The 264-nt window shown below is 69.7% G+C and carries 1 protein-coding gene; it reads left to right on the top strand.

The window, feature by feature from the left end; all coding sequences use genetic code 11:
- A partial coding sequence (locus tag SB751_RS31530) for a response regulator transcription factor (protein ID WP_410749214.1) occupies positions 1 to 264 on the top strand: 264 nt, incomplete at both ends.

The raw sequence follows: 264 nt of genomic DNA, 5'->3' as shown, positions 1-264 counted from the left end.
CGAGCATCTGCCCGTGATCTTCATGACGGCGTTGACCGAGACCGAGCACGTGGTGCGCGGTTTTCGCGTGGGCGGCATCGATTATGTGACCAAGCCGGTGCGGCCCGAGGAGTTGTGCGCGCGCATCGGCGCGCATGTGCAGCGTTCGCGCGCGCAGCTTTACGCGCAGGCGGCGCTGTCGCTCGACGCGCGCGCGGCGTTGATCGTCGGCGCGGACGGCACGATCCGCTGGCAGAGTCCGCAGGCCGCGCATCAGATCGCGGC

This window comes from Cupriavidus sp. SIMBA_020 (assembly GCF_046535395.1).
In the GTDB taxonomy this organism is placed as follows: Bacteria; Pseudomonadota; Gammaproteobacteria; order Burkholderiales; family Burkholderiaceae; genus Cupriavidus; species Cupriavidus campinensis.
This window is presented reverse-complemented; position numbering and strand designations above follow the sequence as displayed.